The sequence below is a fragment of the Mycobacterium gordonae genome, assembly GCF_017086405.1.
Classification (GTDB): domain Bacteria; phylum Actinomycetota; class Actinomycetes; order Mycobacteriales; family Mycobacteriaceae; genus Mycobacterium; species Mycobacterium gordonae_D.
In genome coordinates this window covers 5,097,162-5,110,102 of the sequence record NZ_CP070973.1, presented here as the reverse complement: position 1 = coordinate 5,110,102, position 12,941 = coordinate 5,097,162, and the positions used below count along the sequence as shown (strand labels likewise).

12 protein-coding genes and 1 tRNA gene are annotated in these 12,941 nt (G+C 65.4%); 2 read left to right on the top strand and 11 right to left on the bottom strand.

The genetic code is table 11. The features are described 5' to 3' along the window. A tRNA-Lys gene (locus tag JX552_RS21640) sits at positions 1–76 on the bottom strand. A 209-nt stretch (positions 77–285) separates the two neighbouring features. Here JX552_RS21640 and JX552_RS21635 point away from each other — a divergent pair. Then, positions 286–1,494 carry a L,D-transpeptidase gene (locus JX552_RS21635; protein ID WP_205873934.1) on the top strand — a complete coding sequence of 403 codons (1,209 nt, stop codon included), beginning with the start codon at positions 286–288 and terminating at the stop codon, positions 1,492–1,494. 78 nt (positions 1,495–1,572) lie between these two features. Here the strand turns inward: JX552_RS21635 and JX552_RS21630 are convergent, their stop codons facing one another. Genes JX552_RS21630 through JX552_RS21585 form a run of 10 tightly spaced genes read right to left on the bottom strand, consistent with a single transcriptional unit; the run spans position 1,573 to position 11,992 of the window. After that, positions 1,573–2,340 carry a mannan-binding family protein gene (locus JX552_RS21630; RefSeq protein ID WP_205873933.1) on the bottom strand — a complete coding sequence of 256 codons (768 nt, stop codon included), beginning with the start codon at positions 2,338–2,340 and terminating at the stop codon, positions 1,573–1,575. Between the two features lie 17 nt (positions 2,341–2,357). Then, on the bottom strand, positions 2,358–3,041 hold the full coding sequence (locus tag JX552_RS21625; RefSeq protein WP_205873932.1) for a YfgM family protein: 684 nt from the start codon (positions 3,039–3,041) through the stop codon (positions 2,358–2,360). A 19-nt stretch (positions 3,042–3,060) separates the two neighbouring features. Next, a complete protein-coding gene (locus JX552_RS21620; protein ID WP_205873931.1) occupies positions 3,061–4,311 on the bottom strand; it encodes an MlaD family protein in 1,251 nt (416 codons plus the stop codon). Beyond that, positions 4,308–5,510 carry an MlaD family protein gene (locus tag JX552_RS21615; protein ID WP_205873930.1) on the bottom strand — a complete coding sequence of 401 codons (1,203 nt, stop codon included), beginning with the start codon at positions 5,508–5,510 and terminating at the stop codon, positions 4,308–4,310. Before JX552_RS21615 ends, JX552_RS21620 begins: the two co-directional genes overlap by 4 nt. Next, positions 5,507–6,613, bottom strand: a complete 1,107-nt coding sequence (locus tag JX552_RS21610) for an MCE family protein (RefSeq protein WP_205873929.1) — start codon at positions 6,611–6,613, stop codon at positions 5,507–5,509. Before JX552_RS21610 ends, JX552_RS21615 begins: the two co-directional genes overlap by 4 nt. Continuing rightward, the gene (locus tag JX552_RS21605) at positions 6,610–7,665 is read right to left on the bottom strand and encodes an MCE family protein (RefSeq protein WP_241010667.1); all 1,056 of its coding nucleotides are present in this window, start codon (positions 7,663–7,665) and stop codon (positions 6,610–6,612) included. Before JX552_RS21605 ends, JX552_RS21610 begins: the two co-directional genes overlap by 4 nt. Then, positions 7,658–8,722, bottom strand: coding sequence for an MCE family protein (locus JX552_RS21600; RefSeq protein WP_205873927.1), 1,065 nt, complete (start codon positions 8,720–8,722; stop codon positions 7,658–7,660). The genes JX552_RS21605 and JX552_RS21600 overlap by 8 nt, the downstream gene beginning before the upstream one ends. After that, positions 8,719–10,269 carry an MlaD family protein gene (locus tag JX552_RS21595; protein ID WP_205878603.1) on the bottom strand — a complete coding sequence of 517 codons (1,551 nt, stop codon included), beginning with the start codon at positions 10,267–10,269 and terminating at the stop codon, positions 8,719–8,721. Before JX552_RS21595 ends, JX552_RS21600 begins: the two co-directional genes overlap by 4 nt. A gap of 1 nt (position 10,270) precedes the next feature. Beyond that, positions 10,271–11,134 carry an MlaE family ABC transporter permease gene (locus tag JX552_RS21590; protein WP_205873926.1) on the bottom strand — a complete coding sequence of 288 codons (864 nt, stop codon included), beginning with the start codon at positions 11,132–11,134 and terminating at the stop codon, positions 10,271–10,273. Further along, positions 11,135–11,992 (bottom strand): MlaE family ABC transporter permease, encoded by an 858-nt coding sequence (locus tag JX552_RS21585; protein WP_205873925.1) that lies wholly within the window; start codon positions 11,990–11,992, stop codon positions 11,135–11,137. A 303-nt stretch (positions 11,993–12,295) separates the two neighbouring features. Between JX552_RS21585 and JX552_RS21580 the strand changes: the two genes are divergently transcribed. Next, complete coding sequence (locus JX552_RS21580) at positions 12,296–12,898, top strand: TetR/AcrR family transcriptional regulator (RefSeq protein ID WP_205873924.1); 603 nt, start codon at positions 12,296–12,298, stop codon at positions 12,896–12,898. The last annotated feature ends 43 nt before the right edge of the window (positions 12,899–12,941 follow it).

Here is a 12,941-nt window from a genome sequence, read left to right as displayed (position 1 = left end):
TGGTGCGCCGTCAGGGTTTCGAACCCCGGACCCGCTGATTAAGAGTCAGCTGCTCTACCAACTGAGCTAACGGCGCGTGCTCGGCTTGAGACCGGCTCTCGACAATAACAGGCATCGCGCCCCTGAGTGAAATCCCCGGGTGGGGGCTGTGGTTAGCCGACAGAACCGCCGGGCACGAATCCGTCCGCATCTCCACGGCGAGTGCCGGCGAGGCACTACAATACTGGAAACAATCCAGGGTCAGCGGTGACCGTAAATTGCGAACAGAATGTGGAAGGTCACTTGATGACACCTTTGCGCAGACGTCGATCGTGGCTGGCTGCCGCCATGGTCTTAGTTGCTGTGTTCGGTGTTGCCTGCAGCAGTGGACCCAGTGCTCCGGTCGCCGCCAAAGTCATCGAAAACAAGGGCACACCTTTCGCTGACCTGCTGGTGCCCAAGCTCACCTCCTCGGTGACCGACGGGGCGGTCGGGGTCACCGTGGACGCGCCGGTGACGGTCAGCGTCGCCGACGGCGTGCTGGCATCGGTCGCCCTGGTCAACGACAACGGGCGCGCGATTGCCGGGCAACTGAGCCCCGACGGCCTGCACTGGCAGACCACCGAGCAGCTCGGCTACAACCGGCGCTACACGCTGAACGCCAAGGCGACCGGCCTCGGTGGTGCGGTGACTCGCCAGATGGCATTCCAGACGAGTTCGCCCGCGCACCTGACCATGCCCTACGTGGTACCGAGCGACGGTGAGGTGGTGGGCGTCGGGCAACCGGTCGCGATCCGCTTCGACGAGAACATCGCCGACCGCGCCGCGGCCGAGAAGGCCATCAAGATCACTGCCAACCCGCCGGTCGAAGGTGCGTTCTACTGGCTCAATCGACGCGAAGTGCGTTGGCGCCCCGAGCATTACTGGAAGCCCGGTACCAACGTCGACGTAGCGGTCAACACCTACGGCGTCGACCTGGGGGAGGGGATGTTCGGCGAGGACAACGTCAAGATGCACTTCACCATCGGTGACGAGATGATCGCCAGCGTCGACGACAACACCAAGATCATCACCGTTCGGATCAACGGCGAAGTGGTCAAGACCATGCCGACCTCGATGGGCAAGGACAGCACCCCGACGAACAACGGTGTGTACATCGTCGGGGCGCGGTTCAAGCACATCATCATGGACTCTTCGACCTACGGCGTACCGGTCAACTCGCCCAACGGGTATCGCACCGATGTGGATTACGCCACCCAAATTTCCTACAGCGGGATCTTCGTGCACTCCGCGCCGTGGTCGGTGGGCGCACAAGGACATTCGAACACCAGCCATGGCTGTTTGAATGTGAGCCCAAGCAACGCCGTGTGGTTCTACGACCACAGCAAGCGGGGAGACGTCATCGAGATCGTCAACACGGTCGGCAGCATCCTGCCCGGGACCGACGGTTTGGGCGACTGGAACATCCCCTGGGATGTGTGGCGCGCGGGCAACGCCAACCAAGGCGATCGCTAGCGCGGCGGAGCCGGGCGCAGCGGGTCGCCGCATCGGCTCCGCCGATCGCTAGCGCGGCGGAGCCGGGCGCAGCGGAATCTACACCCGCAGCACCGAACCCAGCGCGGACAGCGGGACGTGTGCCTCCACGGCGCCCCCGTCCATGTACCACTGCTGCGCGCCGGGAGAGAAGTCAATCGGTTCGTCGTGCGCTACCGGATAGTCGGGCATGTAGAGGACGAGCTCGTCCGGGGTGAGCGCCCACGCCCGGTAGGCGCCGGAGTAGACCTTGTCCGGGGTCCAGCGGTCGGCGAGGAACGGATACGTTCCCGGGTCATGTGGTGGCGCAGCCTGATTCAGCGCGGTCTCGATGTAGGGCTGCGCCAGCGGCGGTAGCGCGCTCAGCGGATTGCCGTTGGTCAGATCCGCCAGTTGCACGCGTCGGCCGCCCGCCATGTCGAAGGTAAAGGTGCGGTAGGCGTTGTTCGGCCGCGGGCCGTCGGCGTGGTAGTCCTCGTGGAAGACGGCGCTGAGCAGGTTGCCGTGCTGGAAGACCTGGTAGTTCTCCTCGCCGTAACTGTCCGCGACCATGTGGGCGTTGGCATTCCGCCAGTTGCCGACCAGGGTCCGTAGGTAATCCCGGATCACCGGACCCGTGGTGGGGTTGTCCACCAGGTCGACGGGCACGGCAACCTTGATGTCGCGCACGGCGTTGCGTTCCGAGGTCACCACCGCGTGGCAGTACTGACCGTCCCAGCCGCCGCCCAGCTCGCCGCAGAACGACTCAGCGGACGCGTGCGCGGTCGTCGCGCCCAAAATGGTTGTCGCGGCGGTCAGTAGTGACGCCGAGAGGATTCTTCCGATCATCGTTGACTCCGAATCGGTTACAGCAGCTGGACTTTGCTGGCTCGCCAGCGGCCGTCGACTTTCTCCATGGTCATCTTGATCCTGCTGCGATCGATGCGCGGATCGGGCACGGCCATATTGGCGACGGTCTGGTCGATGAACACCAGCACCACAACCTTGTTCGCGGTTTCCGAGGCGATCGCCGAGTCCACCACCACGCCGTGGGCGGTGGCCTTGTTGTCGATGAGCAGTTGCCGCAGTTGAACACTGGACTGGGTGTACATGTCCTTGAACTCGCCGGTGGCGCCGTCGAGCACCTGGCGGAAGTTCTCGTCGACGTTGTTCGAGTCGATGCTCGTCAGCACCCCCGCATACTTGATCGCCGCCTGTTGGGCTTCCTGGCCGGCCACCTTCAGCTGGTGCGCCTGCCACTGCAGCCAGCCGAGATAGCCCGAAACCCCAAGGGAAGCAGCCAATAACAGTGGGAGGATGCTGCGGCGCAGGTAGTGACGCCAGGGCCGGTTGAACCGCTTGGTCTTCTCCTTGCGGCGCAGCAGCGGCCCCTCGTCGCCGTCGTCTTCTGCGGCGTTGACTTCGGCGGCGTCGTCTTCGGCGTCGTCTTTGTCCGTGGCCGCGCCGGTGTCGTCGTCGGCGTCGACTTCTTCGGCGACCTCGAGGTCCTCGGCGTCGACCTCGTTCTCAGTGGTGGCGGTCACTGTCATCTCCTCGTGCTGGATGGGCTCAGTGTGGCGGTTCGATCGGCAACGGCGGGCCCCCGTAGGGGGTGGGAATCGTGAAGCGGCCCCGCGGGGTCGGATCGGTTCTGCGTCCCAGGTCCGCTCCCGGTGGCGGGCCCGCGGTGTCGTCGCCGCCCGGCCGCGGCGCGTTCTTGGCGCCCCGGATCCCGACTCCCGGGTCGTCGTCGCGGCAGTAGGTGTACATGAATGGTTCGTAATAATCGGCGGCCGAGGGCGGATGCGACGGCGTGCCGTAGTCGCACGCGTAGCGGGGGTAGAGCTCGGCCGTCGCCCACACGCCGTGGTCGTGGAAGGTGCTGGCCACCGCATCGATCGCCGATCCGCGGTAGTCAGGGAAGAGCGCGTTGAGCGCCGGCACGCGCAGATAGAGCAGTTGCGAGGCGGTGGCCAGACTGCCCAGGAGCGCCACCATGGTCTCGGAGTTGTCCGCGAACAGGTTGTCGATCGCGTTGAGCGCCTGGGGCGTCTGCTCGGTCAGACGCCGATAGCCGCCCTGCATTCTGGCGACGCCGGCCAGGGTCCGGTTCAGGTCCACGGTGGTGGCGGCCAGTCCCGCATTCTTGTCAGCCGCCAGGGACAGCACCACCCGGCTGGTCCGCAGGATGCTGGTCGTCTCGGGCAGCACCGAATCCAGCGTCGACAGCAACATGGTGCCACCGTCGACGATGGCAGCCAGCTTGCCGGGACCTTCCTTGCTGAGGCTGAGCTCCTTCTTGATCAGCTCGAGCTTGTGGGGATCGACCTGTGCCAGTAGGCCGTCGGCGTCGCCGAGCAGTTGCGCCAGGCTGACCGGGACGCTGGTGCGATCAAGCCCGATCACGCTGCCGTCGTGCAGGTACGGGCCGGCGTCAGATTCGGCCTCGAAGTTGATGTACTGCTCGCCGGCGGGCGACAGTGCCGACACGTGCACCGCGGCGTTCGCCGGGATCCGCACCTGCGAGGTGATGCTGGCGATGGCGTTGACGCCGCGGTCGGTGATCTGCAGCGAATCCACGCGGCCGATCCGTACGCCGCGCAGTGCGACGTCCTGATTGGGCAGCAGCCCGCCGGATTCCGGCAACTGCACGGTGACTATGTACGTCGACGCGAACGGCGCCACCCGCAGCGCGCCGAGCAGCAGATACGTGGTGGCGACGACCAGCGTCAGCACCAGGCCGGCCACCGACAGCCAGACCTGGCGGCGATGGGCGGCCCGCACTCCGCGGACGACAGCACGTGCTACACCGTCGATCACGGCGGTGGTCCTGGCAACGTAGTTCCGGGCGCCACGATGAGGCCGCCGGGCACGTTGGGGTCAGGCATCACCGGCACCTGCGGTGAGTTGGGACCCCGTCCGACGACGCGCTCCTGCAGTCGCCACAGGGTGTACTTCAGGGATCCGATGAACTCGTTCCAAGTGAACCTGGTCGGCCCGTGCAGGCCCCTATCCCCTGGGAAGCCGATGTCGGGAATCGATCCCAGGATGAGCTGATCCACCGTGACATGCACCGAAATTGCGTTACCGGCAGTGGATTTCACCAGGGCGGGGATCATCCGGTTCAACGGCAGCCAGCTGGTGTCGGGGCTTACCGCGACGTCGTTGGCGGCACCGGCGATGGTGTTCAGGTCACGGACCACGCTGCGGCCGCTGGTGTCGGTGCCGCTCAGGGAAGGAAAGCGGGCCAGCAGCCGGCTGGTGTCACCGACCTGCACCACCAGGTTGGACAACTCCGAGGTGTTGGCGGATAAGGCACTCACGGCGGGGTCGGCCGCGGCCATCACGTCGGTGAGAGCCTGGTTCTTGGCGTCGAGTTCTGAGCTGAGACGCGACAATTCGGTCAGCGCGTCAGAGATCTGTCCAGACCGGGCGTCCATGGTGCCCAGCAGCTGGTTGGACTTGCGCACCAGGTCGCCGAAAGCATGGCCCTGGTCGCCGGAGGCCCTGCCGAAACCGTTGATGATATTGGTGAAATTGCGCACCGCACCGCCGTTCACCAGGATCGCGGCCGAGCTCAACACCGATTCGACGGTTGCCGCCGCGGCGGTCGAGTCCAGTCCGATGGTGTCGCCGTTGGTCAGCATCGGCGTCTCCGGGGTGGTCTGTGCGGGCGGGCGCAGCGAGACGAAGACGTCGCCGAGCGGTGTGGCGGTGCGCAATTCGGCGGTGCTGCCCCTGGGCAGCAGCACGCCGTCGCGGATGCGCAGCGTGGTGACCGCGGTGTAGTCGCGGGCCATCATCGACTCGACCTGCCCGACGTCCGCGCCGGCGAGCTTCACCTTGGCATTCATCGGCAGGTTGAGTGCGTTGGCGAAGACCGCCGTGAGTTCGTATCCGCCCGAGCCCAGGCCGGGTGCCGGAAGGGGAAGGCTGGCAAGGCCGTTGGTGGCGCAACCCGAGGTGAGGAGCACGGCCGCAGCGATCGCGGCGGCGGTTCGTGTCGCGGTGCTCGTCATTTCTGGCCCATCGCCGCTAAGCCGTCCAGCACGTAGGTCAACCCGAAGTCGGGCCCGAAGTCCTGCACCGTCCCGGTGCTGCAGCCGAGTTGCCGCAGGCCCATCAGGTTGCAGACTTCTTTGGTCAGCTGGCTGTCGAAGATCATCCGGTCGGTGAGGAAGTGGGCACGCACCGCACCGTTTTCCCGGTCGACCATGTTGTAGGCGTTGTCGGCCAACAGCGGTGCGACGTCCAACGTTTCAGCGAGTTCCCGCCGCCGATCCACCAGCGTCGTCGCCAGCTTGTCGCCGTTGCGCGCGGCCTGCCTGATGGTGTCGCGGTTGGCGTCGAGCAGGTCGCCTGCCCGCTGGACGAGTTGGTCGAGTTTCCTGCCGGTGCTGCCCGTACCCAAGTCCTCATCGGCCAGGATCTGGCTGACCTGGTGGATGGTGGCGGAGAAGTCCCGCAGCTTGCCGTCGTTGTTGGCGGCGGCCTCGAACAGCGAACTGATGTTCTTGACGATGGCGGTGATCTGTCCGCGGGTCTGCGCACCCCCGTCGCTGCTCAGCCGCAACGCCCGCGACAGTTCATCCATCGCGCCTTTGATCCTTCCGCCGTTGCCGCTCAGCACTTCGCTGCCGCCGTTGAGCACGTCGGCCAGCGGACCCCCGCCGTGGCCGTCTCCCTCGAGCGACTTGGTGACCTTGTCCAAAACGGCCAGCACGCGGCTGAATTCGACCGGTGTCCGGGTGCGCGTCAGTCCGATGGTGTCGTGGTTCTCCAGCACCGCGCCGCCGCGGTAAGGCGGGGTCAGTTCGATCTGCCGATCGGTGAGGATCGACGTGGACACGGTGACGGCTTGCGCGTTCGCCGGGACTTTGACGTCACGGTCGACGGTGAACTGCACCTCGACGTAGCCGCCTTTCGGCGTGATCTTGATGACCTTGCCGACCGGCATGCCCAACACGGCCACCACGTTGCCCTCGTACAGACCTGAGGCGCTGTCGAACTGGGCGGTCACCGTGATCGGTTCCTTCTTGCCGGCCAGGTACCACCAGAAGCCGCCGACGACGGTGGCCAACGCCGCCACGACGGCCACGACGGTGATGACGCGGCCGCTCATTTGCAGTCCTTGTAGTACGGAATCATCCCGAATTGCTGGGCGCGGCCACTGATCGCGCACATCCACGAATCGATCAGCAGTGCGCTGGGGGCGTTGAAACTCACCGCGTTGGCGTCTCCGGTCAGGTTTGCCGCCTCGCGCACGAAGATCGGGGTGATCTGCAGCAGATCGCGCAGCAGGTCGTCGTGCTGGGCCATCATGTCGGTGAACTCCCGCATGTCTTTGAGCAGCCCCTCGACCCCCGACCGGTCGTTGACCACGATTTGGTGCATGGTGTCGACCAGGTTGGTCAGGGACTTCATCATTGCGTGGAACACGGCGCGTCGGGCCACAAACTGGCCCAGCAGATCCTGAGCCTGGTTGACCACATTGCCGATGCTGGACTGCTGGCGGCGCAGGGTGTTGGTGACCTGTTCGGTGCTCTTGAGCAGTTGGCCGAGTTGGTCGCGGCGCGCGGCGATGATCTGCGACAGCGAGTCGATGTTCTTCATCGCCTGGGGTACCACGGCGGGCAGGCCCTCGAGTTGCTTGCCCAGTACGGCCAGCGACTGCGCGAACCGGTCGGAGTCGACCTGGTCGAAAGTCGTTGTGGCGTCCTGTAATGCCGCCTGGAGGTCGTAGGGGACCTCGGTGTGCGCCAGGTCGAAGGTGCCGTGGGGGAGGGAGCCGGCACCGGCCGGTTCCAGGGCGAGATAGCGGGATCCCAGGATGGTGGTGACTTTGATCGAGGCCTTCGAGTCTGCGCCCAGCGTCACGTTGTCGCGGATCTTCAGGCCCGCTTCGACGTGGTCGCCGTCGAGTTTCATGCTGGTGACCTCGCCGACCGGTATGCCCGCCGCCGTGACCGGGTTGCCCGGCCGCAGCGAGGCGCCCTGCAGGAACTCGGCCGTGTAGTGCTTGTACCCGGCTCCCAGCGCGTGCACGACCAACATGGCGCCGATCAGCACCGCGACCACGGCAACGGCCGACAAACCCAGCCACAGCGGGTTGTAGTTTTCCAGCGGCCGCTTCCTGAGTCGCGAAAGGCGCTGTCTGACAACCGAATCAGCCACCTGCGCCCCCGTTGGTGTTCCGGCAGCGGGGCGTGTGCCACGCCTTGTTGCCGGGCGTTGCGGCGTTGACGATGATCGGCACCACATCGTTGAGGCCCGGGAAGAATGCGAACATGTTCAAATCGCACAGGTAGGCGTTGCCGTAGGCGCCCTGATTGCCCACCCGGACGAGCCCCTTCAGCAACAGGGGGATGTTGTCTCCGAAGAATGCCACCTGCGGCTCCACATCCATCAGGTGCCGGGCCACACCCGGTCGGCGATCGATGAATTCGCGCAACGCCGGGTAGTCCTGCTCGGCGGCCACCGACAGATTGCTCACCAGTCGTGACAGGGAACCCATGGAGGACACCAACTCCGGACGGCGTCGGTCGAGGGCGGCAACCACGTCGCGGGTCTGGGTGATCACCCCGTCGAGATTCGCGTTCTGCGCGGCGAGGCTGACGACCACCTTGTTGAGATTGGTGATCACGTCACCGAGCGCCTGATCCTTGCCCGCGAAAGTCTCAGTGAGCGTAGATGTTTGGCTGATCAGCGTGGCCAGCGATGAGGTATCGCCCTGTAGTGACTCGATGACGCCCTTGGTGAGGTTGTCGGCATCGTGCGGATTCAGCAGGCTGAACAGCGGTTCGTAGCCGTTGAGCAGCGCCGTGACGTCGAACGACGGTTCGGTGCGGTCCAGGGGGATGGTCGAGCCCGGCGGGAGCTGAGTTCGGCTGCCGTCTTTGCCGAGTGACAGTCCGAGGTAACGCTGACCGACGATGTTCTGGTAGGTCACCGAGGCGACGGTGTTGCCGAAGAGGTGCTGTTCGGTTTGCACCACGAACGACACCTTCGCGAGTTTCCCGTCCAGTTCCACCTTTTCGACCCGGCCGACACGCACCCCGGCCATCCGGACGTCGTCGCCCTCGCGCAGTCCGTACACGTCGGTGAACATTGCCGAGTAGGACGCCGTGCTACCGGCCACATCGCGCCGCAGGCTCACGTACACCAGCCAGGTCAGCGTCAGCGCGATGACCATGAACAGGGTCAGGCCGATCAGCGGGCCCCGAAATTTCACTTGGCCCCCCCGTCCCGTGCTACGGATACGGTGGTGCCGCGCGCCACCGGGCCCAGCAGGATCTCGGTGGCCGCAGTGGCGGGGCGGCCGGTGATCACGCTTAGCATTGTCCGTTCATAGTCGCTGCCGACCGGACCGACCGTGCCGCCGTAGGAGGACGGCAACGATCCCGCTGCCGGCGGACCGAGCAACGGCGGGGGCGGTACCGGGCCGTGCGCCGGGGGATATGGGTCCGGGTCATCCGGGTTGGCGCCGGTACGGATCGGTGGTGACGGCGAAATAAACGGCGGCAGTGGGGGATTGGGGTCGGTGAGGTTGGGCGGTGGATTGACCAGTGGTGGGCCGACCGCCACCAGGTTGCCGTCGGGGCCGATGACCGTGCCCGGCGGCGGGGCCAGATCCTTGGGCGGCTGGTAGTTCTGCGGCAGCAGCACGTCCGGCAAGTCGGGCTTGTTCGGAACCAGCGGCGCGGTGTAGCAGCTGGGGCCCTTCAGCTCGCCGTAATGCGGACAGTCCGCCCGCGTGTAGGCGAAGGTCTGGGTGAAAGAAATCCTGGTCCGCATGTTCCCGACGCCGAGTTCGGGTATCCAGACTTCCTCCATGAATTTGCGAGCCAGGTTGTCCAGTTTGGCGACCGCGGGGACGAAATTGTCGGACCGCATCGCTAGCACGCCGAGCACGGGCGTCATCTCTGTCGAGATCCTGATGAGCTGGTCCATGTGGTTGTCGAACGCTTGATGGGTGGTGCCGACGGTGTTCTGGGCGGCGGAGAGCAACGACGTCAGCTGTCCGCGAGTCTCGGCGAAGGTCTGCATCGGCTGCACGGCTTCGTGCAGGGCGTCGATCAGGTCGGGTGCGGTGGACTGCAACCCGCGGGTGGCCTCCAGCAGCGCCGACACCGTCGACGGGCCCGTATCGGTACTGACGATCGAATTGAGTTGGTCGATAAGCCGATTGAGTTGCGCACCGCTGTTCAGCAGTGCGGTCCGGCGATGGTTGGTGGCGGCCGCCAGCGCCGCCAGGATACCCACCGACCGGTCTTCGCGACCGCGACCCGTGGCGGCCAGCACGTCGCGGAGCTTGCTGACTGTGGTTTGGAACAGCACGGTCGGCAGGTTCTTGTCTTCCGGGATATGCGCACCCGGCCGGATGACAGCTCCGGGACCGTTCCCGACCAGTTGCACCGATGACACCGCGAACACATTGCTGGGCACCACCCGCGCGGTCACCGCCGCTGGAATGGACTGGGCGTACTCGGGTTTCAGGTCGATGTGAACGAAGTTTGGTTTGCCGTGTGCCGCCGGGACGACGCTGCTGACCATACCGACCAGGACGCCGTGATACTTCACGTCCGATTTCTGCGGCAGGCCGTCGCCGACGTTGATCAGATCGGCGGTCACCCGCACATAGTCGTTGAGCCGGCCCGTCGATTTGTACAGCAAGCCCACCGTCAGTACCGCCGCGACGACAATGACGGCCACACCACAGCCGAGCAGCTGCCGATCCGAAGGGCCGCGCCCGTCGACGTCGAAGGAATTGCCGGTCACCTCAGCCACCGAACCTTGCGCCGGCGTCGACGCCCCACAGGGCCATGGTGAGCAGCATGTTGACCATGATCATGACGGTGATGCTGGCCCGCATGCCGTGTCCCGCGGCAACGCCCACGCCCTCGGGGCCGCCGCTGGCGTAGAAGCCGTAGTAGCACTGAATGGTCGATGCGATCCAGACGAAGATGACGGCCTTGACCAGTGAATAGAGAATGTCCTTGCCGGCCAGCATCAACGAGAAGTAGTGCAGGTAGGAGCCGGCAGAGCCGCCGCTGCTGATCTGGACCACGACCTGCGTACTCAGGTAGCCGATGGCCAGGCATGCGGCGTAGAGCGGAATCATCGCCATCACCGAGGCGATGAGCCGGGTGGTTACCAGGTACGGGATCGGCCGGATCGCAATGGATTCCATCGCGTCGATTTCCTCGGCGATGCGCATCGAGCCCAACTGGGCGGTGAACCGGCAGCCGCCCTGCATCGCAAAGGCCATGGCGGCCATCAGCGGAGCCAGCTCGCGGGTGTTGACCAGCGACGACACGAACCCGGTCGCCGGACCCAGACCCAACAGGTCCAGAAAGTTGTAGCCCTCGATGCCGACCAGCGCTCCGACCGTCATGCCGAGAACCACTGCCACACCGGCGGTTCCGCCGCCGACCACGATCGAGCCGTTGCCCCAGGTGATGTTGGACAGCAAACGTAGGAACTCGCCGTTGTACTGCCGCAGGGTGAGCGGAATCGCCGTCAGCGCGCGCACGAAGAAGACCAGCATGTGGCCCAGCCGGCTGATCGGCTTGGTTCCCCTGCGGTACCAACGGATCAGGCGCCCGGTGACGGGCGCCAGTGGCAGGTAGGAGGAGGCGGTCACTCACAGCCCCGTCCGGGGCGACAGCATGATGTAGAGCTGGCTGATCGCGACGTTGACGATCATCAACAGCAGAATCGATTCCACCACAGCCGCATTTACTGAATTGGCCACACCCGTCGGCCCGCCTTTGGTGGAAAGCCCTTTCTGTGCCGACACGATCGCGACGATGGCGCCGAAGATGATTGCCTTCAACAGCGCCAGGATCATGTCGCCCGTGGTCGCGAACGAGGCGAACGTGGACACGAAACTGCCCGGGGCGCCGTTCTGGAAGTAGACGTTGAACATGTAGCTGGCGAAGAACCCGACGAAGCAGACCACGCCGGTCAGCGCGACGCCGATCATGATCGCGGCGGCGAAACGCGGGACAACCAAGCGGCGGATGACCGACACGCCCATCACCTCCATGGCGTCGGTCTCTTCGCGCATGGTCCGGGAACCAAGGTCGGCGGTGATGGCGGAGCCGACGGCCGCCGCCATCAGCACCGCGGCCACCAGAGAGGCGCCCTGCCGGATCACCGCCAGTCCACTGGCCGCCCCGGCCAGCGAGGTGGCGCCGACCTGGCCGGCCAGCAAGGCGAACTGGATCGACAGCGTGACGCTGATCGGCAGGGACACCAGGATGGTCGGCAGTACGGCGGTACCGGCCATGAACGCGCCCTGACGCACGAACTCCTGCCACTGGAATCGCCCGGTGAACAGGTCGATGAAGAAGTACTGGACGGTGCGGATGCCGAGGACGAACTGTTCGCCGACGGTCCGCAGCGAGGCCAGCGGATGACGGTCGACGTAGCCGACGCCCCAATGCGCTATGGCGGCGACGCCGTCATCCCGCAATTCGGGGTCGGATTCGATGGTCATCCCTGCACGCCCAAAAGGTTCTGTAGCAAACTCGAAGCAGTCGTCATAGCGAACCCGGAACCGTCGTCATCGGCGCACTCCCCACCATTTGCTCCCTGAGCGCCGAGCGGAAGGGGTTAGGTGCTATCGAGGTGTCCCTGCCCTGCAGGTGCCTGTGCCCCCATATCTCTGCAGCTCAATCCGGCTTTGCGGTTTCACGCTAGCTTACTTGATAGGGACTTTCAATAGTGTAGAGTCACTCATCGGCGATCTTTTCCGGATTGCTCAGCCGTGTTGGAATGTCAGGCTCACAAAGGTGATGGCATGTCCTCAGCAAACACCGAGTCGCTGCGGGACCGGCGGCGGGCCGAGTTGCTCTCGCAGATCCAGCACACCGCGCACGAACTCTTCGCCGAGCGCGGATTCGACGCGGTGACCACCGAGGACATCGCGGCGGCCGCCGGGATCTCCATCAGCACCTACTTCCGGCACGCGCCGACGAAGGAAGGCCTGCTGGTAGAGCCCGTCCGCGAAGCGATCAGCGCGATGCTCGATTCGTTCAGCACCCGACCCGCGGACGAATCGGCCGTCGAAGTGCTCATCCAGCTGTTCGTCGCCCGCGCCCGGGATGCCAGCGAGTCCGACCGTCTGCACACCTGGCAGCGCGCGATCGTGACCGCGCCCCACCTGTTGAGCAAGTCGACGCTGATGGGCGAATCCGATGAGCGCAGGTTCGTGGAGCTGGTGGCGTCGCGCATGCGCGTCGACCCGTCGGCCGATATGCGCCCCTCGCTGCTGGTCTATACCAGTCTGGCCACGGTCAAATTCGTCATCAACCGCTGGTTGACCGCCGACGTCGTCCCAAGCGAGCCCTTCGACGTACAGATGGAAGAGGCGCTACGGATCACGCTGGCCGGGTTCGCGTGATGGCAGGGGCGTTGACTCGGCGCTGAGGGTTGCGAATCACGCG

Coding starts and splice junctions, on each gene's coding strand:
- JX552_RS21630 (WP_205873933.1), bottom strand. CDS start 2,340: ATGATCGGAAGAATCCTCTCGGCGTCACTACTGACCGCCGCGACAACC.
- JX552_RS21625 (WP_205873932.1), bottom strand. CDS start 3,041: ATGACAGTGACCGCCACCACTGAGAACGAGGTCGACGCCGAGGACCTC.
- JX552_RS21635 (WP_205873934.1), top strand. CDS start 286: ATGACACCTTTGCGCAGACGTCGATCGTGGCTGGCTGCCGCCATGGTC.
- JX552_RS21615 (WP_205873930.1), bottom strand. CDS start 5,510: ATGACGAGCACCGCGACACGAACCGCCGCCGCGATCGCTGCGGCCGTG.
- JX552_RS21610 (WP_205873929.1), bottom strand. CDS start 6,613: ATGAGCGGCCGCGTCATCACCGTCGTGGCCGTCGTGGCGGCGTTGGCC.
- JX552_RS21580 (WP_205873924.1), top strand. CDS start 12,296: ATGTCCTCAGCAAACACCGAGTCGCTGCGGGACCGGCGGCGGGCCGAG.
- JX552_RS21585 (WP_205873925.1), bottom strand. CDS start 11,992: ATGACCATCGAATCCGACCCCGAATTGCGGGATGACGGCGTCGCCGCC.